This is a genomic window from Embleya sp. AB8, from assembly GCF_049739465.1.
GTDB lineage: Bacteria > Actinomycetota > Actinomycetes > Streptomycetales > Streptomycetaceae > Embleya.
Genome location: NZ_JBMHHY010000002.1, coordinates 376,874 through 398,731, shown reverse-complemented (window position 1 = coordinate 398,731; position 21,858 = coordinate 376,874). Strand labels below are relative to the sequence as shown.

Here is a 21,858-nt window from a genome sequence, read left to right as displayed (position 1 = left end):
CCCCGGGAACTAAACCCGCAGGTCATCGAGACTGCTCCCCGCGCACGCGGGGATGGTCCCGTGCGGGTGTTGGTCTCGACGAGCTCTTCCGGCTGCTCCCCGCGCACGCGGGGATGGTCCCCGGGGCCTTCCTCGATCACGCGGCCGGGCACCGCATGTACGCCTTGTTCCACACGATCGCGTTCCGAGGGCTTCGCCGTGGCGAAGCGTGCGGGCAGCCCTGGACGGACATCGATCTCGATCGCGCCGAGCTGACGGTGTCCCAGCAAATCGTTCAGTACGGGACCGTGATCGAGGTCTCGACGCCGAAGAGCGAAGCCGGGTCGCGCACCACCCCGCTCGACGACGGCTGTGTGTCTGCGCTGCGGGCGCACCGGCCTTCCGCCGATTCGGCTGCACGATCTTCGGCATGTGGCCGCGACGCTCGCCCACGCCGGCGGTGCCGACCTGAACACGATCAAGGAAATGCTCGGCCACTCCACGATCGCGATCACCGCAGACATCTATACGAGCGTGCTGCCCGAGGTGGCGCGAGCCGCCGCCGGAGCCGCCGCGCGGCTCGTTCCCAGGGCCAACGCAAGTACCGCCGGGCTCACTTCGGGCTCACTTACGAGCCCTGGTGAGACACCGGCGGTACTGTCCACCGACAACCTTGCAGGTCAGCGGAGGACGTGGGATTCGAACCCACGAACAGAGTCACCCCTGTTAGCAGTTTTCAAGACTGCCGCCATCGGCCACTAGGCGAGTCCTCCAGCGCCGCGACCGGGTCGGGTGCGGGCGGCATCAGTCTCTCATGAGCGATGCGGCGGATCACTGGGGATTCGGGGCCGGTGGGTTCGGCGGCGGGAGGTGGGTCAGTTGTCGCCGACGCGCTGGCCCAGGGTGACGTCGGTGCCGGCTTCCTTGCCGTCGCGTTGGTAGGTGACCTTCACCTTGTCGCCGGGGTGGTGGCTCCAGATCTCGCTGAACAGGTCCTCGTAGGAACCGATCGGGCGGTTGTTGAGCTTGGTGATCACGTCGCCGGGCTTCAGGCCCGCCTTGGCCGCCGGGCCGTTCGCGGTGACCGGGTCCTGGCCGTTGGTGCTCTGTGCGACGATCTGCGCGCCGGTGCCGGTGTAGCGCGAGTCGGGCAGGATGCCCATCTGCGCGTAGACCGGCTTGTTGCCCTGGATCAGGGTGTCCGCGACCCACCGGGCCTGGTTGATCGGGATCGCGAAGCCGAGGCCGATGCTGCCGGACTCCTGCTGCTGGCCGAACGGCGACTGGCCGCCGCCACCGGTCGAGCGGATTGCCGAGTTGATCCCGATCACCTCGCCCGACGCGTTCAGCAGGGGGCCGCCGGAGTTGCCGGGGTTGATCGCCGCGTCGGTCTGGATCGCGTTCATGTACGAGACCTGCTGCTGGTCGCCGGAGGCCACCGGGCGGTCCTTGGCGCTCACGATGCCCGTGGTCACCGTGTTGGAGAGGGTGAACGGCGCGCCGATCGCGATCACCGGGTCGCCGACCGCGATCTTGTCGTTGTCCCCCAGCGGCATCGGCTGCACGTTCGCGGGCATGTCGTCGACCTTGATCACCGCGAGGTCGTAGCCCTGGGCGCGGCCGACGATCTTGGCCGGCTTGGTGGTGCCGTCGGAGAAGGTCACGCTCAGGTCGCCACCGGCGGCGGCCAGCGAGACCACGTGGTTGTTGGTGAGGATGTGGCCCTGCCGGTCGTAGATGAAGCCGGCGCCGGTGCCGGTCTCGGTGCCCTGGCCGGACACCTTGCCCTTGGTCTTGATCGTCACGGTGCTGGGCACCGCCTGCTTGGCGATGCCCGCCACGCTCGTGGGCGAGCGGTTCAGCGAGGCCGGATCCACCGGCGAGGAGGACGGGCTGACGCCCGCCGAGGCCGGCTTGTCGTCCTTGTCCACGATCCACGCGCCCACGCCGCCGCCGACGCCACCGGCGAGCAGCGCGGCCAGCACGGCCGCGACCAGGATCCCGGACGGCTTGCGCCGCGGCTTCGGCGGCGCCGCGAATCCCGGGTAGCCCGGGTAGCCGGGGTAGGCGCCGGTGGTCCCGAACGGCGGCACCCCCGCGCCCCCCGCAGCCCCCGCGGCCGGTCCGGCCGCGAACGCGGCGGGCACCTCGGCGCCCGGCTCGCCCACCGGCGGCAGCGGCGCGGTCACCGGCGCGACCGGCGTCGCCTCGCCGTGCGGCTGCCCGATGGTCGGCGCCTGCACCGGCTTGGCCGGCACCTCCGAGCGCACCTCACGCTCGGCCGCGCCGGACCGGAATTCCGGCTCCTCGGCCTCGGCCCGAACCACCGGCTCGGCCGACTCGGATCGTGCTGGTGTGGCGGGAGACGATCCGTGGCCCTCCCCCGGCACCGGTGAACCGACTTCGCCGCCGGTCACGTCGCGGTCGTCGCTCACGGTCTTCCTCCCACACACTTCGGAATCGTTGGTGGTCACAGACTCCCCGACGCCCTGTCTGAACACCGTAAGCACCGGGCGGTCGGTTCCCCCGTCCCGCTTATCCCGGGGTTATCCGCGCAGGTCGCACCCCGTACGCCGAGGCGAGCGCGAGCCGAAAATCCGCGAGATCCGCGAGATCCGCGAGATCCGCGAGATCCGCGAGATCCGCGAGATCCGCGAGATCCGCGAAATCCGCGCAATCCGCGCAATCCGCAGCGGGAGACGTCGGAAACCGCCGCTCGACGGCCTGCACCAGGGCGCCGAAAGGACCGTATCGCCGACCCCGCGCCACCCCACCGAGGGGTCCCGCGCGGCCCGCGCCGCCGGCGGACACGGCGGACACCCTGCCGTCACCCGGTGCTCACCTCGGGATGGCACGATTGTTCCGTGTCCACCACCGGGGCGCGCCCACTGCGCGCCAACGTGCAGGTCGTCGCCCATCGAGGCGCGTCCGACACCGTCCCCGAACACACGCTCGCGGCCTACAAACAGGCCATCGAGGACGGCGCCGACGCACTCGAATGCGATGTCCGACTGACCGCCGACGGCCATCTGGTGTGCGTCCACGACCGCCGGGTCGATCGCACCTCCAACGGCAGCGGCATCGTCTCGACGCTGGAACTCGCCGAGTTGTCGGCGCTCGACTTCGGCTCCTGGAAGGAATCCGGCCAGGAGTCCGGCCAGGAGTCCGGCGAGGAGTCGGGCGAGGAGTCCGGCCAGGAGTCGGGCGAGGAGTCCGGCCAGGAGTCGGGCGAGAAAACCGGCGTCGACCGCGTACACCCGGAGGAGCCCGAGGCCCCCGACTGGGACCGCACCTCCGTACTGACCCTGGAGCGCCTGCTCGAACTCGTCGTCGACGCGCCGCGCACGGTGCGCCTGGCGATCGAGACCAAACACCCCACCCGGTACGCGGGTCTGGTCGAGCGTCGCCTGGTCGACCTGCTCGACCGGTTCGGCCTGTCCCGGCCCGGCGGCGAGGACCCGTCGCTGGTCCGGGTGATGAGCTTCTCCCAGCTGTCCCTGCGTCGGATGCGGCTGCTGGCGCCCGAGTTGCCCACGGTGTTCCTGATGGAGCACGTCCCGCTGCTGTTCCGCGACGGCACGCTGCCGCGCGAGGTGCGCATCGCCGGCCCGAGCATCGACATCGTCCGCGCCCATCCGCGCTATGTCGCGCGCCTGCACCGGGCCGGCCACCGGGTGCACGTGTGGACCGTGGACACCCCCGAGGACGTCGAACTGTGCCTGCGGCTCGGCGTGGACGCCATCATCACGAATCGGCCACGACAGGTATTGGCCCAGGTGTCCGGTTAGCCCCATTAGGGGGCGTACGCTGGTAGCCTTTCGAGCCGTTATATCCGACTTGGCAGGATCGCATCCCCCGGCACGCCCCTGTGCGCGTCGGAGCGCGTGGCGCACCGCCGTTTCCGGTCCGTCGGCATCGGGCATCTCAAGCCCGACGCGCGAGACATGTGCGCGAGGCAGGCGTGTGCACTAAGGAGGCCGGGGGTGGCAATGGTCGTGGCCCGTGGGGTGCCCGATTCCGCGGCGGTGTTGGTACCGCACGCTCCGGTCGGGGTGTCCGCGGCTCGGCACCGCCTGGCCGGCGACCTCGACGAACGCGGCATCGCCGGTGACGTCGCGGACGACGCGGTGCTGATCCTTTCCGAATTGTTGAGCAACGCGCTGCGGCACGCCCGCGCGCTGCCGTCCGGCAACGTCCGGGCCGCGTGGTGGGTGCGTCCCGACGGACTGCTCGCCATCGAGGTCACCGACGGCGGCAGCTCCACCCGCCCCCGGCAGGCCAGCCCCTCGCTGAGCGCGCACGGCGGCCGGGGACTGTCCATCATCGGCACCCTCGCCGCCGACTGGGGTGTGCGCGGCACGCCGGACGAGGTCACCGTGTGGGCCCTGATCCCGATCGAGTCGCGCGCCGCCGACCGACTGTGGGACGAGTTCGACCTGGACGCCGTGGACCCGCTCGACTGAACCCGCGCCGCGAAGCCCCATCGCCCCCGCCGCCCCCGCCCGCGCGGCGCCCCGGGCAACGCCTCCCCCGCACCGGCCCGCCCCACCCGTGCGCACGTTCGGGCGGCGACCCGGGCCCGCGGAACTCAGTACCCTCGGACCTGGTGAGTCGTCGACCACCATCCCCCGACACCGAGGCGGAGAGACCGCAGCATGGGCAAGAAGGCCGCGCTGAAGGGCCACACCGGCAACAAGACCCAGACCGCAGCCGTCACGGGATCCGTCCCGGCCGTCGGCGGTCGCGAGCCGTGCCCGTGCAACTCGGGCCGCCGGTACAAGGCGTGTCACGGGCGCGAGGCGGCCTCCGCCGCCGAGACGCTCGTCCTGCGTCCCTTCCAGGGGCTCCCGAACGAGTGCGACTGGATCGCGCTGCGCGAGCTGGTCCCGGCCGCCACCGCGCGGTTGACGCTGACCGGCGCGCACGCCGAGCAGACCGTCACGCTGGCGACCGTGCTGCCGATGGCCTGGCCCGCGTTGCGCCGCGCCGACGGCACCATCCTGGTCGGCCTGCAGACGCACACCAGCTCCGGCGACGTCAGCCGGGATCTGGCGCACGCGCTGGAGCGCGCGCTCGACCAGGAGGACGGCACCTCGGTCGCCCCGGGCCCGCTGCCCGAGTCCGGCGACCGGCTCCAGGACCTGCTCGACCTGTCCAAGCCGCTGGAGATCACCGTCCACCAGGGCTTCGACTTCTGGGTGGACGACCCGGCCGCGATGAACGCCGAGGTGAGCGCGTCGCTGGAGCGGGCCAACGCGGCGGCGATGCCGACCGTACGGCTGACCTCGGTGGACGCCGCGTACTGGTGCGGCACCACCGAGAAGAACCACCTGCGCTGGGTGATGCCGTACGCCGAGGAGGAGTTGCTCGACGCGATCGCCCGGCTGCACGCGGCCGGCGAGTCGAGCCTGGGCGAGGGCACCCGCTTCGTCGGCTCGTTCCGCGCCCACGGGCTGCTCGTGCCGGTGTGGGACCTGCCGACCACGATGAGCGCCGAGGACGTGGAGAAGCCGGCCCGCGAGTTCGGTGAACGGCTCGCTGCGGCGATGGCCGACACCAGCCCGCTGACGCCGCGTCAGCGCAGCGCCCGCAACGGGCTGCTGAACCGGCAGATCACGCTGAACTAGGGCGACACCAGGGCGGCGCCGGCCGACCCGACCCGCACCGACGTGGATCGCCCGGGTCGGCCGCACCCACGGCCGACCCGGGCACTCGCCGACCACCGAGCATCCGCCCGTTCCGCACGCCCCGGCCGGCCACGAGCACCCCGAGTCAAGTCCGGCGCACCGGGCCTGTCGCGGGCCCGGCACTAACGAGAGTCGGGAGTCCGGGACACCAGCGAGGGTGGTCGCGGGTCGGGAACCGCGCCGTTCGTCCCCTCCGCCGCACCGGCGTGCCGCAGCGCGTCGGCGGCTGCCGCCGGCAGCTCGACGACGACGGTCAGGCCCGCCCCCGGTTCGGTCTCGACCCGCACCTCACCCCGATTCGCGACCACCCCCGCCAGCACGATGGCCATGCCGAGCCCGCTGCCGGTGGCCGAACCACCGCCCGCCGCACCGGGCCCGCCGTGCTCCCGCGCGGCCCGGAAGAAGCGGTCGAAGATGCGCTCGGCATCCCGCGCGCCCAGGCCCGGTCCCTCGTCCCGCACCCGCAGCACGACCCGCCGCTCCCCACCGTCACCCGCCGCCTCGGAGACCGACACCGACACGTGCACGTCCGCCGACACCGGCGTGTGCGCCCGCACGTTGGCCAGCAGATTGCCGACGATCTGGTTCAGCGTCGCCTCGTCGGCCGACACCACACACACGTCCGGCAGATCCGCGTGCACCCGCCGGGCCGGCTGCTGCGCACGCAGGTCGGCGACCGCCCCGCGCAGCACACCGACCAGGTCGATCGCCTGCGGCAACAACTGCGGGCGCTGGTCCAGCCGCGCCAGCGCCAACAGTTCGTCGACGAGGCGGGCCATCCGCTCGGCCTCGGCCCCCATCCGAGCCAGAGCCCGCGTGCGCTCCTCCTCCGACGCCAGCATGCCTTTCTCGTACAGCTGCAGGTAGCCGCGAATGGCCGCCAACGGCGTCCGCAGCTCATGCGACGCGTCGGCGACGAACCGCTTGAGGTGCGTCGCCGCGTGTTCGCGAATCTCGAACGCCGATTCCACCTGCTGCAACATCGCGTTCAACGCGGTGCGCAGCTGCTCGACCTCGCTGAACGACCGCTTGCGCGGCGCCACGCGCGCCGACAGATCGGGCCGGTCCGGACCACCCTCGGCAATGCCCGACGCGGTCTCGACCATGTCCTCCAACGGCCGCAGCCGCCACCGGGCGCCGAAGTAGATGAACGCGCCGAGGAGCACCAACAGCGCGCCACCGACCAGCAGTTCGAAGTCGACGACGTTGTCGACCACGCCGTTGACGTCCTCGGTCGAGCGCGCGAGCAGGATGTAGTGGCCGTCGCCGAGACGCGCCGCGACGGCCCGGTAGTCGTCTCCCGCCAGCGAGACGCCGCGCGGCTCGGCGTGCGGCGGCCTGCCGTGCGGGTCCCGGAACACCGCGGCCAACGCGCGTTGCAGGGCGTCCGGCGCCCGGTCACCGATCGGCAGAGCGATGGCCTGCGAGTCGACCAGCACGAAGGTCTTGCCGTGCAGCCCGGCCGACATCAGCACGTCGCGCAGGTTCGCGGTCGGGCCCAGCTCGGACAACTGCGCGCGGGTGATGTCGGCCCGCTCGATGGCGACCCGGCCTGCGGTCAAGTCGCTGTCGACGCCCGATTCCAGGTAGTGCCGAACCCCCATCATGCTGAACCAGATCAGCAGCGCCAGCCCGATCGCGAGCACCGCGATGCTGCTCAACGCCAGCTTCGCCCGCATGGCGACGATGTGCGGACGCTGCCGCACCAGCGTGCACGGGAACTTCCGGCGGATTTGCTCCAGTCGGCGGACCGACCTGCCCGGCGCACCCGCGTCGCTCCGTTGCGCGCGTCCGCCGCTCACGCCCCGCGGCCCGCCGCCCGAAGCCCGTACCCGACACCGCGCCGCGTGGTGATCAGCGGCGGCCCGTCCGGCACCAGCGGGTCGAGCTTGCGGCGCAGATAGCTGATGTACGTCTCCACCACCGTCGACTCCACGGCGTGCTCGTAGCGCCATACCTCGCGCAGCAGTTGCTCCTTGGGCACGATCCGGTCGGCGTGCCGGATCAGGTGGCGCAGCAGGGCGAACTCGGTCGGGGTCAACTCCACGCCGTGCCCGCCTCGGCGCGCCGTGTACGTCGCCTCGTCCAACTCCAGGTCGCCGTGCCGCAGTACGGGCGGACGCGGGGCCGGCGGCGCGGTCTCCTCCGGCGTCGGCCTGGTGCGCCGCAACACCGCGCGCGTACGTGCGACCAACTCGTCCACGTTGAACGGCTTGGTGATGTAGTCGTCGCCGCCGAGGGTGAGCCCCTTGACCACGTCCGCGGGCGCATCGCGGGCGGTGAGGAACACCACCGCGAGGTCCGGCCGTTCGGCGCGCAGCACGCGGCACACCTGGCGTCCGTCGCCGTCCGGGAGCGAGATGTCCAGGAGTACGGCGTCGGGCCGCACCCTGCGGGCGACCTCGAGGGCCTCGTGCACGCCGGCCGCGGTGACCACCTCGAAGCCGTGGAACCGCAGGGTGATGGCCAGGACGTCGGTGATGCTCGGCTCGTCCTCGACGACCAGGACGGTGGCGCCCGCGCGTGGCTGACTGCTGCTCATCTCCCCAGTATCCGGGTGAAGTTGCGGAACTTCGGGGGACAGCTTGTGAGCTTCCTGTGAGTCCGCCGGCCGGCTGCCGCACCGCCCCCGGCGCCGACCGAGTCTGGCCCGAAGACGCACGACCGGGCCGCGAGGCCCGCACGAGGAAGGAAGCGACCATGGCGGCTTGGGCGAGATGGTGCCTCAACCATCGGTTGGCGGTGCTCCTGGTATGGGTGGCCGCGCTGTTCGGCACCGTCGCGGCGAGCGTGACGGCGGGCACCGCGTACTCCAACGTGTTCAAGATCCCCGGGACCGAGTCGTCGTCCGCCTACGAGCGCCTGCAGAAGGCGTTCCCCGACGCGGCCGGCGACGTGGACAACATCGTGTGGCGGACCGAGCGCGGCACCGTGCGCGATCCGGCGGTACACGACCGGATGACCGCGCTGCTCGCCGACATCGCCCGGATGCCCGACGTCGGCGGCGTGCTCGGCCCGTACGAGCCGGACGGCGCCGCGCAGGTCAGCGCCGACGGCCACACCGCGTTCGCCCAGGTGACCTTCGTCAAGCAGCAGTTCGAGCTGGACAAGAAGAATGTCAGGCACCTGATCGACCGCGCCGAGCAGGCGCGCGCCCCCGGACTGCGGGTCGAACTCGGCGGCCCCGCGATCGAGTCCGCCCAGGAAGCCCCGGCCGGGCGCGCCGAGCTCGTCGGCGTCGTCGCGGCGGGCGTCATCCTCTTCCTCGCCTTCGGCTCGCTGTTCGCCATGCTGCTCCCGCTGATCAGCGGGGTGTTCGCGGTCGGCACCGGGATCTCGACGGTGATCCTGCTCAGCCACGTCACCGACATCCCCGAGACCGCGACGCTCATCGGCAGCCTGATCGGGCTCGGCGTGGGTATCGACTACGCCCTGTTCATCGTCACCCGGCATCGCAACGGCCTCAAGGCGGGCCTGACTCCCGAACAGGCCGCGGTACGGGCGCTGGACACCTCCGGCCGGGCCGTCCTGTTCGCCGGCGGCACCGTGTGCATCGCGCTGCTCGCGCTGTTCACCGTCGACATCGCCCTGTTCGACGGAATCGCGATCAGCACCACGCTCGTCGTGGTGCTCACCGTGCTCGCGTCCGCCACCCTGCTGCCCGCGCTGCTCGGCTTGCTCGGCCCGCGCGTGCTCAGCCGCCGCGAACGCCGGGAACTGGCCGCGCGATCCGCCGCCGGCACCGCGTGGAACGAAGAGGCCGGGCGCGCCGCGCTGCGCTGGGCCCGCATGGTGCAGCGCCGGCCCCGCACCCTGGGCCTGGTCGCACTGGTGGTCATGGGGCTGCTGTCGATCCCGACCCTGTCGCTCCGCCTGGGCGCCAACGATCAGGGCAACCAGCCGACTTCGCAGACCATCCGGCGGGCGTACGACATGCTCGCCGAGGGCTTCGGTCCCGGCTTCAACGGCCCGCTGCTGATGGTCGCCGAGTTGCCCGGCCCGCAGGACCGGCAGGCGCTGGACACCCTGATCGCCGAGGTCGGCCACACCCCCGGGGTGGTGCACGCGGTCGAGATCCCGGTGCCCGCCGACGCCCGCGGCCTCGCCGCCGCGACCCGGGTCGTGCAGATCGTGCCCACGACGTCCCCGCAGGCCGAGGCCACCGACAAGCTGATCGACCGATTGCGCGACAAGATCGTCCCCGCCGCCGCCAAGGGCAGCACGCTGAAGGTCCACATCGGCGGCGAGACCGCGCTGCAGAAGGACTTCGCCGCCGTGGTCGGCGACCGGATGCCGGGCTTCATCACGCTGATCGTCGGACTGGGCGCGCTGCTGATGCTGATCGCGTTCCGCAGCCTGCTGGTGCCGCTGACCGCCGCGCTGATGAACCTGATCGCCGCGTGCGCGTCGTTCGGCCTGCTGGTCGCGTTGTTCCAGTGGGGCTGGGGCCTGGATCTGCTGGGGCTCGGCAAGGAGGGACCGATCGTCTCCTTCCTGCCGGTGATCATGCTGCCGATGTTGTTCGGGCTCTCGATGGACTACCAGGTCTTCCTGGTCAGCCGGATGCATGAGGAGTGGCTGCACACGCACGACAACGCCCGGGCGGTACGCGTGGGCCAGGCCGGGACCGGGCGGGTGATCAACTCGGCCGCGCTCATCATGATCTTCGTGTTCAGCTCGTTCGTGCTCAGCGGCGACCGCGGCGCCATGATGGCGGGTCTGGGTCTGGCGGGCGCGGTCGCGCTGGACGCGTTCATCCTGCGCATGTTGCTCGTCCCCGCCGTGATGCACATCCTCGGCCGGGCCAACTGGTGGCTGCCCGGGTGGCTGGACCGGCGGCTGCCGCATGTGGCGGTGGACCCGCCCGACCGGCCCGTCCCCGGCTCGCCCGATGCCGCCGGGGACAGTGCGGAGAAGGTGTTGACGCCCAGCCGGTAGCGGGTCGGGACCAGCGGAATCGGCCTGCTCGGCGCCCGGCTCGCGGCACCGACGAAAACCGGCCGCGCGCCCGGGAACGGGCGCGCGGAATCGGTCCGAGGCGATGGTCGGCGTGCCCCGGATTGGAGATCCGCCGGCTTGTTGTTACCTTTGACCCAGCTCGGCCGCTGATGCATCCCCCGTCTTCAGCGGCCGGGCCTTTCAGTTATCCGGGGCCTTTTCCCGATTTCGCGCCCGGCTTTTCCGGTCGTTTTTCGGGCTGCTCTCCCGAGTTTCCGGGCTTTTTTCGGCCACGTATCGATGCTTTTCCAAAAGGCGCCGACCCGCCTCGCGCGTCACCGCTGAGCGGTCGCCGAGCCGGCCCGCAGCAGCTTGTTCAGGCCGTCCTTGGCGGCGAGTTCGGCCACCGCCGACCAGCCGTCCAGGCCCTTGGGCGCACGCACCCGCGGGCTGTCGCAGCGGCCCTGCGTGTCCTTGGCGTCCACCGTGCAGGTCACCCGCAGCGTGCTGCCGCCCGGCTGGAGCACGCTCATTACCAGCAACAGCGGGTCGGGCGTTGGGTTTTTGTAGTAGACCCGGCCCCACACCTCGGAGCCGTCGCGCTCGACACACGTCTGGGCCCGGACCCCGCCGGGGCCGTCGATCGCCTTGCCGCACACACTCTCCGTGCCGGCGGCGGGCGAACCGGTGGGCGCCGCCGAGGACTTCGCGGCGGGCTTCGCACCGATCAGGTCGAGCAGCCCGGCCGAACCGGAACGATCGCCGTCGCCGACCCCGTTGCCGAACTCGGCCGCCTTGGCGGCACTCGGGCGGGTGGTCGGCCCCGAGTCGGCGGTGTGGCGGCCCTTGTCCGGACCCGCCGAGTCCGCGGACGCGGCGGCGAGCGGAACGATCAGGCACAGGCCCACGACCGCGCCCAGGGCCACTGTGCGGACGTGACCCGTGCGTGGGCGCTGCATGGTGTCTCCTAGCGCGCGAAGCCCCCTTCCACCCGCTCCCCGAAAGGGAGATCAGGGGGTGGAACGGGGCCGGAATGATCGGCGCGCCGAGCCTATCGCGCCGCCACTACGCGCAGCGATCACCACATGTTGCGGTTACGCCACAACGGTTACCGCATCGGGTGCCGGCGCGCCTCGAATCAGGCCCGGGGCTCGGCGTGTTGGCAGGTGTCCACGAGCGTTCGCACCAGGTCGGCCACCGCCGGCAACCATGGCCCGCCGGCGGTCGGATCGGCGGCCGGCGCCGGTGGTCGGGCCCAGCGCAACTGGCCCCCCTGCACCCGGGACGGGGGCAGTGCGAGATATCCCCCGTCGCCGTGGAAGCGCAGCGACGAGGGCACCGTGCCGTACCGGTCCAGGCCGTATCGGTCCAGCAACTCGCCGAGTTCGCCCAATTCGTACGGCTCGACCAGGAACGCGTATCGGCCCGGCGCGGCGACGACCGGACCGGTGCGTACGCCGAGCCGGGCGAGTTGGTCCAACGAGCGGGCACCGGCCTCCGACGGCACGCTGAGCGCCGCCACCCGAACACCCGTCGCCAGGATCACCGACGCGTCCGGAGTCTGTTGCCACCACCAGCGCGCCATCCGCTCGTCACAGGTGGCCGCGAGCAGGGGAGGTTCACCCGGATGGGCGCCCGGCACGCGGCAATCGGTCGCACCACAACGACACACGCCCGACCAGCGGTCGTATCCGACGCCGGGAACCACGGGCCAGCGCCATCTCGCACACGTCAGCACTGCCGACATCAGTGCGGTGCGTTCCCTCCGTCGTCTTCCGAGGATCTCGCGCAGCATGCGCTCGTTCCTTTCCGTGAAGGTGGAAGCACTATGCGTGATACTCAGGTACTCCGCAGCCGACCATGACGAGGCCGCTTGGCGGCACATGGCGCGAGGTGGCGCAGGGGTGGCGAATTACGGCGCCCGGTACGGGTGTTGCCCTCGCGAATCGGACCTCGGGCGGGAGATGGGAACTCCCGAGCGGACCGTTGTGCCATCCGTTGCTGCGGTTTGCGCTGCGGTTGGGTCTGTTGGTCTCTGCCTGGGCCGACACCGCGTCCGATTCGACACCGCGCCTGTTCCAGCACTCCTCACCGAGGACGACGAACGGCCGGCCCTCGGAGGTTCCGCAGATGTCACGAGACCGCGATCACAGGGTCCCGAAGCGTACCCGCGATGTGGCTCCCTTCCGTTGTACCCGCATCCTCGCGGACCTTCACGCCGCCGCGCCGCGTCGTTGGGCAGTACGGGTGGAACCGGCCGGCATCCGGGTCGGCTCGTAGGATCACGCCCATGGCGGAGCACACGACCGGCACACCGACCGGCGACACGGCCGTGGTGATCCCGGCATACGACGAGGCACGGCGGATCTCGGCCACGGCCCTGGCAGCGCGCTCGATTGCGGGCGTGGATCTTGTGGTGGTGGTGGACGACGGTTCGACGGACGACACCGGGGCGCGGGCCCGCGCGGCGGGCGCCGTGCCGGTCCGACACGGGCGCAATCGCGGCAAGGCCGGCGCGATGGAGACCGGCGCCGCCGTGGTCGCCGCGATCGACCTGCGCGAGGGCCGCACGGCGCCGCGCCACCTGCTGTTCCTGGACGCCGATCTGGAGCGGACGGCGGGCGCCGCCGGGCCGCTGATCGAGCCGGTGCGGGCCGGCCGGGCGGCGATGACCATCGCGGTATTGCCCCCGCAGCTGCGGGCCGGCGGCGGGCACGGGTTCGTGGTGCGGGCCGCGCGCGACGGGATCGCCCGGGCCTGCGGGTTCACCGCGACGCAGCCGCTTTCCGGACAGCGCTGCCTGACCCGCGAGGCGTTCGAGGCGGCGTTGCCGCTGGCGGCGGGCTTCGGGGTGGAGACCGGGTTGACCATCGATCTGGTCCGCGGCGGATTCGCGGTCGAGGAGGTCGAGGTCGAGCTGCATCACCGGGTGACCGGCACGGACCTGGCCGCGCAGCGCCACCGGGCCCGGCAATACGCGCATGTCGCACGGGCGTTGGCCGAGCGGGGCGCGGCGGGGGCGCTGCCCGGGGCGATTCGCGGTCGTGGCTGATTCGGTGACGCGCCGGCGCACTCCGGCGCGGTCCGAGTCGATGTTTCACGTGGAACATCCGTTTGGGTACGCCGCACTCGGCCTGCTCGCGCTCGCACTCGCGCTGGTCGTACTGACCGGGTTGCTCGGGCCCTCGGCGGCCCAGCCGCCGCTGCCCGGCGGGCCGTCCTGGCTGCCGCCGTACCGCTTCTCCGCGCATCCGAGTGCGGGTCTGGTCACCGGGCTGTTGCTCGCGGCGGCGCTGCTCGGCGCACTCGGGCTCGGGTTGGCGATGCGCGAACTGGGGCGCGGTTGGGCGCCGGATCCGGGGCGGTTGACCGTCGCCGGGGTGGTGGCCGCGCTCGCGGTGGTGTGCGTGCCGCCGATGGGCTCGGCCGATCATCTGGTCTACGCCGCGTACGGGCGACTCGCGGCCACCGGCGGCGATCCCTACCGGGACACCGCGGCGACGCTGGTCCGGCAGGGGGATCCGGTCGGGGCCGCGGTGGAGGCGCCGTGGACCGATGTGCCGTCCGTGTACGGGCCGGTGGGCACCGCTCAGGAGTGGTTCGCGGCGCGCCTGGGCGGCTCGTCGGTGCACACGATCGTGCTCGTGCTGACCCTGCTCGGCGCGCTCGCGTTCGTGCTGACCGGGCTGCTGCTCCAGCGGGTGGCCGGGCCGGATCGCCCGGCTCGGGCCCGGGTGGCGATCCTGTGGTCGCTCAATCCGCTGCTGCTGTTCGTGGCGGTGGGCGCCGGGCATCTGGACGCATTCGCCCTGGTGTTCGCGGTCGGCGCGCTGGCCGCGGTACGCCGTTCCCCCGCGCTCGCCGGCGTGCTGGTCGGTCTGGCGTGCGCGACGAAGATCTCCCTGGGGCTGTACGTACTGGCCCTGGCCTGGGGGCTGCGCGGACGGCCGCGGGCGCTCGGCACACTGCTCGGCTCTGCGCTCGCGGTCGGCGTCGCGACCTATCTGCCGGTCGGCTTCGGCGCGTTCGATCAGCTGCGCGAGAACAGCAGGCTGGTCTCGCTCGCGGTTCCGCTGCGGCTGGTGCTCAAGCCGATGGAGTCGGCGTTCGGGCACGACACCGCACGCACCCTGATCGGCCTGCTCGGCTGGCTGCTGGCCGTGCTGGTGGTGTGGTTGCTGGCCCGGACCGCCGCCCGGGCCCGGCCCGTCGCGCTCGATCGGGTCGCGCGCGACAGTGCCGCCGCCGCCGCGCTGCTCGTCCTGGCCTGGTTGTTGACCACGCCCTACAGCCTGCCCTGGTACGACGTGGCCGCATGGGCGCCGCTGGTGCTGCTGGCCCCGTCCGCGCTGGACGGACTGCTGCTGGCCCGCAGCACGGTCCTGGTGTGTGCGTACATCCCCGGCCGGGAGGTCCCGCTGCCGGACTCGGTGGATTCCCTCCAGCACACCCTGCGGGCCACCGTCGGCCCGTGGGCGGGCGCGGCGCTCCTGGGCGCGGTGGTGCTGGTCAGTCTGCGGGCAGGCGGGCCTGCACGGCCGCGATCACCGCGATCGCCAGCGGTGCCGCGATCGTGAGCGAGACCGCCGGGATCTGGATGCCGGAGTCGTTCGCCGCGTAGCCGACCACCGCGGTCACCCAGCACGCGATCAGCGTCGGGCGCAACCACGGCACCGCCGCGAAGGCCCGGGCCAGGGCCGGCGCGCGCCACTTCTCCGGGTTGCGCACGACCAGCACGATCAGCACGAACACGACCGGGATGAGCAGCGTGAAGGGCGAGGTGAAGGAGTGCAGATTGCCCATCACCTTGCGATAGAGCGTGTCCCCGGCCGCGCCGTCGACCAACTCCTGGACGAATCGGCCCAGATGCGAGCGGCTCGCCGCCGGGCGCCGCCAGTCGAGCACGGCGATGGTGCCGATCACCAGCACCGCGCCGGCCCCGACCAGGGCGACCCGGGCCCAGGAGATCCGGGTCCGGGTGAGCAGGAAGCCGAGCACCGCCAGGCCCGGGATCAGCGCGAGCACACCGCCGAAGTCGCTGCCGAAGGCGGGCCAGCCGTCGGCCACCACCGCCACCGCGCCGACCACCGCGAGCACCGCGACCGCCGTGCGGCGCCGGCCGACCGCGAGCAGGTGCGCCACCGGCCACGCGACCGCGAGCACGACGGCCATCGCGAAGATCGTCCAGGCGACGTTGCCGAAGCCGTAGAACCGGCCCGCGACCAGCGGAGACAGGCCGAACAGGGTGTTCATCTGCAGCGGTGAGCCGACCATCACGTCGGCGGCCAGGAGCACCGCGGTGACCGCGGCGACCACAACGGTCGGACCGTACGGATGCCGGCGCCACGGGCCGAGCAGGGCTAGGGCGGCCAAGGCGGCGGCGAACGCGACGGTGAGGCCGAGCAGCGCCCACGCCGGGTCGCCCGCCTGCTCCCAGGGCACCAGGCCGACCAGGAAGGACCCGCCCGGGACGGCGCCGAAGAACACCCCGATCCCCTTGGTGGTGTCCATCACCACGCGCCGGGCCCGGGTCCGACCGTGCCGGCCGAACCGGACCGCCAGGCCCAGTGCGATCGCCGCGCAGGCCGGCGGCAGCAGGGTGATCCAGGTGAAGAAGTACCAGGCCTCGCGCACCTTCCGGGACGCCTGGGCACCCACGTCGAACAGGCGCAGTTCGTCGATCGTGCGCTGCCCGGAGGGGCCGGCCGCGCGGGTGTACACCGCGCCGACCAGCTCGCTCGGCGGATCGATGCCCAGCGGCGCGAGCAGGCTCGGGGTCAGGTCGGTGAGCTGGACCATGCCGTCGTCGCGGGTCGAGGTCGCGGTCAGGTAGCCGGATTCGAACGTGCTCCCGGCCGCGGTCCCGGGGCCGGCGACCAACAGCGCGCGCAGATGCGGGGTGCCGGTGTCGTCGGCGAGGCCGGCCACCACGAGTTGGCTGCGCGGCGGCAGGGCGGCGGCGATCCGGGTCACCTGGGCGTCCACCGCGCGCAGCCGTTCGGCGCGGTCCACACCGGGGCCGGTCAGGCCACCGAGGTCGACCAGGGTCAGCGCGGAGCGCTCGAGCAGCGCGGTGTCCACGGCGGCCGGGTCCGGCAGGTAGCCGGCCCGCACCCGGCCGGTCGGATCGGCGCTCGCGTAGCCGGCGCCGGGGCCCACCGCGGTGACCACCCGGCCGTGCTCGGCGACCGAGGCGGCGAGTCGGCCGAACCCGGGGCTGTAGCCGAAGTCGTCGTTGCGCTCGACGATCCTGCGCATGTTCGGCACGGTCGCCGAGCCGTCCGCGGCGATCGTCGGCGGCAGCGGTTCGGCGCACGGCTCGGCGCTCGCGGCACTGGTCCGGTTGTCGGTGGAGCGCGCGCCCGCACCCACGGTGAGCCATCCGTCGACTGGGCAGGCACGCGGATGCACGGTACGCACCGACATCGCCGCGGACGTCGCGCGCCCGGCCAGCGCGGTCAGCCCGGGAGTGCCCCGGGCGTCGATGTCGGCCCAGGTCAGGCCCGGGATCCCGAGCAGCACGACATGGTCGGCGCCGGCCGCGCGGGCAGGCGCGGCACCGGCCGGCGCGGGCAACGCGGAAAGCGCGACCAGCGCCGCGAGCACGGCGAGCAGCAACCGGAGGGGGCGAGCGATCACGGGTGCCTGCTCCTAGACATACGCGGCGACATCGGACGGATGATCGCCCCAGGCTAAGCGCCGCCGGCCGCCGCCATGATCACGGCAGCAGCCCGGCCGCGTACGCCGCCGCGGTCGCCGCGCCCATCACCACCTTGATCGGTCGGCCGAGCGTGGCGGCCGCCGCGGCCACGTCCTCGTACTCCGGCTGGGCGTTGACCACCCGGCCGTCGAACCTCGCGGTCTTGACCCGCACCGGCAGGCCCTCCACCCGGACCGTGCCGAACTCGCGGGCCAGCGCCCGTTTCGCCACCGGTGCGATCCGCGCCCCTATCGTCGAGGTCTCCACGAACACCGTGTGCAGCGCGGCGTCCAGCCGGTCGGCCGGGACCAGTACACACAGGGTGTGCGCGGGCCGGCCCTTCTTCATCAGGATCGGCACCAGCCAGGCGTCGCCCGCGCCGATCGCGAGCAGCTTGGCCAGCACCGCGGGCCACAGGCGCGGGTCGAGGTCGTCCACGTTGGTCTCGATCAGCACGTCCTCGCCGGGCGGACCCGCCCGCTCCGCGGTGTATCGCTCGCCGAGCACCACCCGCAGGATGTTGGGCACCTCCTCGACCTGCCGGCCGCCCGCGCCGGTCCCGTCCGCGCTGATCCGCAGCGCGGGCATCGGCCCCCAACTGCCGCACACCGAGGTGAGCAGGGCGGCGCCGGTGGGCGTGCACATCTCGTACGGGGCGGGGCCCGCGTAGACAGGGGCGGCGGCCACCCGCATCAGTTCCAGCACGGCCGGTACGGGCACCGGCAGCACGCCGTGCGCGGCCCGGACGGTGCCGCTGCCGAGCGCGACCGGCGAGCCGATCGCCTCCTCGACGCCGAGCGTGTGCAGCGCGGTACACGTGCCGACCACGTCGGCGATCGCGTCCAGCGCGCCGACCTCGTGGAAGTGCACCTCCTCGGGCAGACATCGATGCGCGCGGGCCTCGGCGTGCGCGAGCCGCTCGAACACGTCGTGCGCGCGCCGGTGTACCGGCTCCGGCAGTTCGGCCCGATCGAGCAGGTCGCGTACGTCGTGCCAGGTGCGGTGCACGTGGCTGTGCGCGGTCTTGACCCGGGCGCGGGTGGCGGCGATGCCGTGCCGATCGGTGGCCTCGGCGGTGATCAGAATCGGTTCGACGCCGACCGCGTCGACGGCTTGCTGGACGGCCTCCAGCGGGGCGCCGGCGTCGATCAGGGCCCCGAGCAGCATGTCGCCGCTCGCACCGGCCTGGCACTGGAACCATGCGATGGCCAAGCGGATAACCTCCCGTCGCGGCCACTGTGGCAGCCACCGAGGGGTCCCGCCGGGAAAACCACGAACCGACCGAAACCGACCACTTTCTTGCGCGTTGGTTGCGGCGCGGCGTCACGGGTGGGTGTTACGGGCGGGTGTACGACGCGGCGTCGTGTGGCGCGGCGCCAACCGCCCCGCGTTACCGCTCCGCGCCGCTCCGGCCCGGCCGCGCCGCCCTCGCGACCCGGGCCGCGAAGACGCCCGCGCCGAAGCCGTTGTCGATGTTGCACACCGCGACCCCGGGGGCGCACGAGTTGAGCATCGCGAGCAGCGCCGCGAGGCCCCCGAACGAGGCGCCGTAGCCGACGCTGGTGGGCACCGCCAGGACCGGCACCGACACCAGGCCGGCGACCACACTGGGCAGCGCACCCTCCATGCCCGCGACCACGATCAGGCAGTCGGCGGCGTCGAGTTCGGCGTGTACCGCGAGCAGCCGATGGATGCCGGCCACCCCCACGTCCTCGATCCGCTCCACCTCGGCGCCGAACAGCCGGGCGGTGAACGCGGCCTCGCCCGCCACCGCCGCGTCCGAGGTGCCCGCCGAGACCACCCGAACCAAACCGCGCGGCGCCGGTGGTGCGCCCACCGCGACGCACGTCCCGCTGTCGTCGGTGTAGGCCTCGCCGGGAAACGCCGCGTGCACCGCGTCCACCACGGCCGCCGACGCCCGGGTGGCAAACGCCGGTCGCCGACTGCTCGCTTCGCGCAGTCGGCGAAAGAGCGCGACGGTCTGCTCGGGGGTCTTCCCGGCCGCGAAGACCACCTCGGGGTCTCCGGTGCGCAGCGCCCGATGGGTGTCCACCCGGGCGAAGCCCAGGTCCGCGAAACCCGCCGTCGGCCCGCGCACGAGATCGTCGAGCGCCTCGTCCACGCCCGCCTCCCCGGCGGCCACGCGGTCGAGCAATTCCCGTACCTCGGCCCGGTCCACTGCCCCCGATCGTAGCCTCCCGCCGGAACACCCCGGCCCACCAAGGCGGTTCGCCGCCGCCGCGCCCGCTACGACACCGAGACCAGGGCGTCCTTGCGCCAGCGCAGGGTCTTCTCGAAGCGCAGCACCGCGCCGCGCCTGGGGTGGTTGCTGAGCTGCACATGATCCGTCATCGCCCGGATCAACATCAGCCCGCGACCGTTCTCCGCGCCCGGTCCGGCCACCGCGGCCTTCCCCTGCAACCGGTCGACCGGAAAGCCGGGACCGCCGTCGATGATCTCGACCCGGCACCGGTCACCGGTAATTCCGGCACGAATCTGATATTCCGCATATGGCCCGCCACGGGCGTGTTCGACGACATTCGCGCAGGCTTCGGACAGGGCGAGGCCGATTTCCATCGCGATCTCGCGATCCACCCCCGCCGTCTCCATCGCACCGACCAAAAGCCGACGCGCCATCGGCACGCTCGCCGTATCCCGTGGCAGGTGGACAGTCCACCTCATGTCCATGAGCGGCCTTTCGACATCTCTGGGCGTCCGGTTGAATCCGGCGGATCACACACCTGGTTTTATTGCCTCCGCTCGGTCGCGGTATGCGCACATCACTTGATCGGTCGTCAATACCCCGTGAAGACGATTCGTTCGGCCGCATCGAGAGGAGACCATGCGGCCGGGCGGCCGGTGCCGGCCCCCCGGACGAGGGGCCGTCGCGCGATGAGACGATGGGGCGTCATGCAGGCCGTGTCCGTACCTTTCCGCGCTGTGCGCGCCGCCGTGTTCGCGGCGGTTTGCGCCGCGCTTTCGGCATGCGGTCACGCCTGGATGTCCCCCGATCCGCTGCCCTGGTGGGCGCCGGTCCTCGGGTTCGGCGCGGTGTTCACGGCGGCCTTCGCCGGTGCCGGTCGACAGCGCTCCCTGGGCGCGATCACCGCACTGCTCGCGGCGGGCCAGCTCGCGCTGCACACCTTCTTCGCGTGGGCGTCCGCCGCCGGGTCGACCGCGATGGCCGGCTCCGGGGCCTCGGGGCCGAGCGGCCTGCTGGATCGACTGCTGTGCGGGCCGCGCGACTCCACCGGACACATCCTGCTGCCGGCCGGCTGGTCTCCCGAGACGATCGTGCGCAACGCGCGCGTGGATCCGACGCTGTTCGCCCGGGATGCGCCGAGCGGGCACCACCACATGTCCGGCTCGGGCCCGATGTTGCTCGACGGCGGCACCGGCATGCTGGCCGCGCACGTGGTCGCGGCCCTGCTCACCGGTTGGTGGCTGCGCCGCGGCGAGGCCGCGCTGTTCGCCCTGATCGGCCTGGCCTCGGCGCCGCTGCGGCTGGTCCTGGCGGTGTTGTCCGCGTGGTTCCGCCCGGCCGTCGAAACCCCCGGCGCGATTTGCCGGACCGGCCCGACGGCGGTGGCGAGCGATCAGACCCTGCTGCGCCACGCGGTGACCCGGCGCGGCCCGCCGGCGGCCTACGCGCTCGCCTGCTGATCCCCCGCTCGACCGGTGTCGGATCGGCGGTGGCGCGCGTCCGCCTTCCCGTCGTCCCCTCCCGTACCGCCGCGCGCCCCCGCGCGCCCGCGGACGGATCACTGATGGAGCAGAACCCCGATGACCATGTCCACCACGCGTCGCCGACTGTCCGTGCTCGCCGCCTCGGCGGGCGCCGGCGTCCTCCTCTTCGCCGGCTCCGCCTCGGCGCATGTGAGCGTGCAGCCGGGCACCGCCGACCAGGGCTCCTACGCCAAGGTCGCCTTCCGGGTCCCCAACGAGCGCGAGGATGCCGGGACCACCAAGCTCGAGGTCACCCTGCCCACCGACAAGCCGCTCACGTCGGTGCAGACCCGGGCGATGCCGGGCTGGAAGGCCGAGGTCGAGAAGACCAAGCTGGCCACTCCGATCGACAACCACGGCAAGCCGCTCACCGAGGTGGTCTCCAAGATCACCTGGACCGCGGACGCGGGCACCCGGGTGAACCCGGGCACCTTCGAGGACTTCGAGGTGTCCATGGGCAAGCTGCCCACCGACACCGACAAGCTCGTCTTCAAGGCCGTCCAGACCTACGACAGCGGCGAGGTCGTGCGCTGGATCGACCTGGCCGGCGCGGACGGCAAGGAGCCGCAGTACCCGGCGCCGACCCTCAAGCTCACCGCCAAGGCCGGCGCCCCGGCACCGGCCTCCGCCGCGCCGAGCAAGGCCGCCGACGGCAAGGCGTCGGTCGCCGCGGTCGCCGACGAGGAGGGCGACGACTCGACCGCCCGCACGCTCGGCGTGGTCGGCATCGTGGTCGGCGTACTCGGCCTGGGCGCCGGGGTGTTCGCCGTCCTGCGCGCGTCGCGTCGGGGCACCTCGGCCTGATCGGTCCGGCTCCCGACCGGGGCC

17 protein-coding genes, 1 tRNA gene and 1 pseudogene are annotated in these 21,858 nt (G+C 72.8%); 9 read left to right on the top strand and 10 right to left on the bottom strand.

Going from position 1 to position 21,858, the window contains the following annotated elements; all coding sequences use genetic code 11:
- Positions 1-351: 351 nt before the first annotated feature.
- A pseudogene (locus ABIA38_RS04790) lies at positions 352-459 on the top strand (hypothetical protein); the annotation flags it as partial.
- Positions 460-663: 204 nt separating this feature from the next.
- Here the strand turns inward: ABIA38_RS04790 and ABIA38_RS04785 are convergent.
- Both ABIA38_RS04785 and ABIA38_RS04780 read right to left on the bottom strand, forming a co-directional pair.
- A tRNA-Ser gene (locus ABIA38_RS04785) sits at positions 664-752 on the bottom strand.
- A 102-nt stretch (positions 753-854) separates the two neighbouring features.
- On the bottom strand, positions 855-2,414 hold the full coding sequence (locus ABIA38_RS04780; protein WP_424637113.1) for a trypsin-like peptidase domain-containing protein: 1,560 nt from the start codon (positions 2,412-2,414) through the stop codon (positions 855-857).
- A 429-nt stretch (positions 2,415-2,843) separates the two neighbouring features.
- Between ABIA38_RS04780 and ABIA38_RS04775 the strand changes: the two genes are divergently transcribed.
- From ABIA38_RS04775 to ABIA38_RS04765, 3 genes are all read left to right on the top strand, one after another.
- The gene (locus ABIA38_RS04775) at positions 2,844-3,767 is read left to right on the top strand and encodes a glycerophosphodiester phosphodiesterase (RefSeq protein WP_424637112.1); all 924 of its coding nucleotides are present in this window, start codon (positions 2,844-2,846) and stop codon (positions 3,765-3,767) included.
- A 201-nt stretch (positions 3,768-3,968) separates the two neighbouring features.
- The gene (locus tag ABIA38_RS04770) at positions 3,969-4,442 is read left to right on the top strand and encodes an ATP-binding protein (protein ID WP_424637186.1); all 474 of its coding nucleotides are present in this window, start codon (positions 3,969-3,971) and stop codon (positions 4,440-4,442) included.
- A 192-nt stretch (positions 4,443-4,634) separates the two neighbouring features.
- On the top strand, positions 4,635-5,606 hold the full coding sequence (locus ABIA38_RS04765; RefSeq protein ID WP_424637111.1) for a DUF5926 family protein: 972 nt from the start codon (positions 4,635-4,637) through the stop codon (positions 5,604-5,606).
- 182 nt (positions 5,607-5,788) lie between these two features.
- On the opposite strand, the gene ABIA38_RS04760 is transcribed toward ABIA38_RS04765, so the two are convergent.
- Complete coding sequence (locus tag ABIA38_RS04760; protein ID WP_424637110.1) at positions 5,789-7,345, bottom strand: sensor histidine kinase; 1,557 nt, start codon at positions 7,343-7,345, stop codon at positions 5,789-5,791.
- Between the two features lie 119 nt (positions 7,346-7,464).
- A complete protein-coding gene (locus ABIA38_RS04755) occupies positions 7,465-8,208 on the bottom strand; it encodes a response regulator transcription factor (RefSeq protein ID WP_424637109.1) in 744 nt (247 codons plus the stop codon).
- 158 nt (positions 8,209-8,366) lie between these two features.
- Here ABIA38_RS04755 and ABIA38_RS04750 point away from each other — a divergent pair, with 158 nt between their 5' ends.
- A complete protein-coding gene (locus ABIA38_RS04750) occupies positions 8,367-10,604 on the top strand; it encodes an MMPL family transporter (protein ID WP_424637108.1) in 2,238 nt (745 codons plus the stop codon).
- A 335-nt stretch (positions 10,605-10,939) separates the two neighbouring features.
- Here ABIA38_RS04750 and ABIA38_RS04745 read toward each other — a convergent pair whose 3' ends face one another.
- Both ABIA38_RS04745 and ABIA38_RS04740 read right to left on the bottom strand, forming a co-directional pair.
- Positions 10,940-11,563, bottom strand: coding sequence for a hypothetical protein (locus ABIA38_RS04745; protein ID WP_424637107.1), 624 nt, complete (start codon positions 11,561-11,563; stop codon positions 10,940-10,942).
- Positions 11,564-11,742: 179 nt separating this feature from the next.
- Positions 11,743-12,396 (bottom strand): bifunctional DNA primase/polymerase, encoded by a 654-nt coding sequence (locus ABIA38_RS04740; protein ID WP_424637185.1) that lies wholly within the window; start codon positions 12,394-12,396, stop codon positions 11,743-11,745.
- 498 nt (positions 12,397-12,894) lie between these two features.
- Between ABIA38_RS04740 and ABIA38_RS04735 the strand changes: the two genes are divergently transcribed.
- Together ABIA38_RS04735 and ABIA38_RS04730 are read left to right on the top strand one after the other, a co-directional pair.
- Positions 12,895-13,656, top strand: a complete 762-nt coding sequence (locus ABIA38_RS04735; RefSeq protein WP_424637106.1) for a glycosyltransferase family 2 protein — start codon at positions 12,895-12,897, stop codon at positions 13,654-13,656.
- A 49-nt stretch (positions 13,657-13,705) separates the two neighbouring features.
- Positions 13,706-15,181, top strand: coding sequence for a hypothetical protein (locus ABIA38_RS04730; RefSeq protein ID WP_424637105.1), 1,476 nt, complete (start codon positions 13,706-13,708; stop codon positions 15,179-15,181).
- Here ABIA38_RS04730 and ABIA38_RS04725 read toward each other — a convergent pair.
- The 4 genes from ABIA38_RS04725 to ABIA38_RS04710 all read right to left on the bottom strand — a co-directional run bounded on the left by ABIA38_RS04725 (position 15,114) and on the right by ABIA38_RS04710 (position 19,986).
- Positions 15,114-17,243, bottom strand: coding sequence for a hypothetical protein (locus ABIA38_RS04725; protein ID WP_424637104.1), 2,130 nt, complete (start codon positions 17,241-17,243; stop codon positions 15,114-15,116). The genes ABIA38_RS04730 and ABIA38_RS04725 overlap by 68 nt on opposite strands.
- 79 nt (positions 17,244-17,322) lie before the next feature.
- A complete protein-coding gene (gene larC / locus ABIA38_RS04720) occupies positions 17,323-18,516 on the bottom strand; it encodes a nickel pincer cofactor biosynthesis protein LarC (protein ID WP_424637103.1) in 1,194 nt (397 codons plus the stop codon).
- A gap of 178 nt (positions 18,517-18,694) precedes the next feature.
- The gene (larB, locus tag ABIA38_RS04715; RefSeq protein WP_424637102.1) at positions 18,695-19,483 is read right to left on the bottom strand and encodes a nickel pincer cofactor biosynthesis protein LarB; all 789 of its coding nucleotides are present in this window, start codon (positions 19,481-19,483) and stop codon (positions 18,695-18,697) included.
- 68 nt (positions 19,484-19,551) lie between these two features.
- Entirely contained in the window at positions 19,552-19,986 is a 435-nt protein-coding gene (locus ABIA38_RS04710) for an ATP-binding protein (RefSeq protein WP_424637101.1), read from the bottom strand.
- Positions 19,987-20,304: 318 nt separating this feature from the next.
- Here ABIA38_RS04710 and ABIA38_RS04705 point away from each other — a divergent pair, with 318 nt between their 5' ends.
- Positions 20,305-20,967, top strand: coding sequence for a hypothetical protein (locus ABIA38_RS04705; RefSeq protein WP_424637100.1), 663 nt, complete (start codon positions 20,305-20,307; stop codon positions 20,965-20,967).
- A 120-nt stretch (positions 20,968-21,087) separates the two neighbouring features.
- Positions 21,088-21,834 carry a YcnI family protein gene (locus tag ABIA38_RS04700; protein ID WP_424637099.1) on the top strand — a complete coding sequence of 249 codons (747 nt, stop codon included), beginning with the start codon at positions 21,088-21,090 and terminating at the stop codon, positions 21,832-21,834.
- Positions 21,835-21,858: the final 24 nt, after the last annotated feature.